This is a genomic window from Bacillus sp. P4_D3 (assembly GCF_056401855.1).
On the sequence record NZ_JBFUIN010000799.1, the window covers coordinates 1 to 1328 of the forward strand.

The window sequence follows — 1328 nt, forward strand, 5'->3', positions numbered from 1 at the left end:
TTATATACCAGTGCAGGCGGTATTATTAACAGTCATCACATTTCTTTTATTATTTTTAATTGTTTCGCTTGTTACTTTTAAAATGATAAAAGTAACGGAACTTGTGGAACTTATTCAAGCAGAGGAAAAGCCAAAGCCTGAACCGAAAGCTTCTATTCTATTATCGCTACTTTCTTTAATTAGTATAGGCTATGGATATATTTCAGTATTTCGCTTTATCCCAAGTACTAATTTTATTACGCTCGGAATGGGTGTACTTCTAGTCATTATAGGAACGTACTTTTTATATACACAGTGTAGCGTGTATATATTGTATCTTGCTAAAAGGAGTGAATCATTCTTTTTAAAGCGAACAAATATATTAACATTTTCAGAATTAATTTACCGTATGAAAGATAACGCAACGATGTTTTTCATTGTATCTATTATTTCAGCAGTTGCATTTACAGCAATCGGTACAACAGCTGCTCTTGGTAATAGGAATTTAGTATGGATGACAAACCCATATACATTTCTGTATGAAAGCTCTGAAAACAACAAATTGGTAGATAAACATCTCTCTATTATAAAAAAACATCTTGCGGATGCAAATATTCCGTACCGAATGGCTTCATCTTCAAATAAATTTACAGAAAGTAACGTAAATGTATTGAAATTAAGTGAATATAACGAACTTACGAGAGCACTCGGGTACCAACAAGAAACGATTGAAAAAGAAGATGAAATTTTACTAATCCCTGGGAGGGTGTCACAAAAACAAGAATTTAAAAATGGTGACTATAAAAAAAATATTGAAGTCATTCAAGGAGATTGGACAAAGACATTTCGTGTGAAAAAAACTGTGGAAAATTTAGTTTTACCACATGATCCTAGTAGTATTTATATTGCTGTTCAAGATCATGTGTATGATGAAATTCCTCATACGAGTAATCCAAAAGATGAAAATATTCAACATCGTACTTACGGATTTGTTGTAGATGATTGGATAAAAACGAAAGAGATTTCAAATCAATTAAAGAATGTATTCGATAAAGATCTTAGGGACAGCGATTTCTACTTTGAAGCTTTAACATTAAACTTGTTGGAGGCAAAGCAAAAGAATGGTTTATTACTTATGGCAAGTGTTTTAGTCGGAATCGTTTTCTTTACATTTGCTGCTAGTTTTATTTATTTCCGATTATATACTGATTTGGACCGTGATCAACAACAATATAAAATGATTTCGAAAATGGGATTAAGTAAACGAGAGTTAAAAAAAGTTGTAACGAGACAGTTAGTATTAATGTTCTTCTTACCGATTATCATTGCAGTGATTCATACTGTAGTTG

At 31.5% G+C, this 1328-nt stretch carries 1 protein-coding gene; it reads left to right on the forward strand.

Annotated features, from left to right (window positions below):
• The coding region (locus AC1DTM_RS26800) for an ABC transporter permease (RefSeq protein ID WP_477001310.1) at window positions 1-1328 on the forward strand (1328 nt) is incomplete at both ends.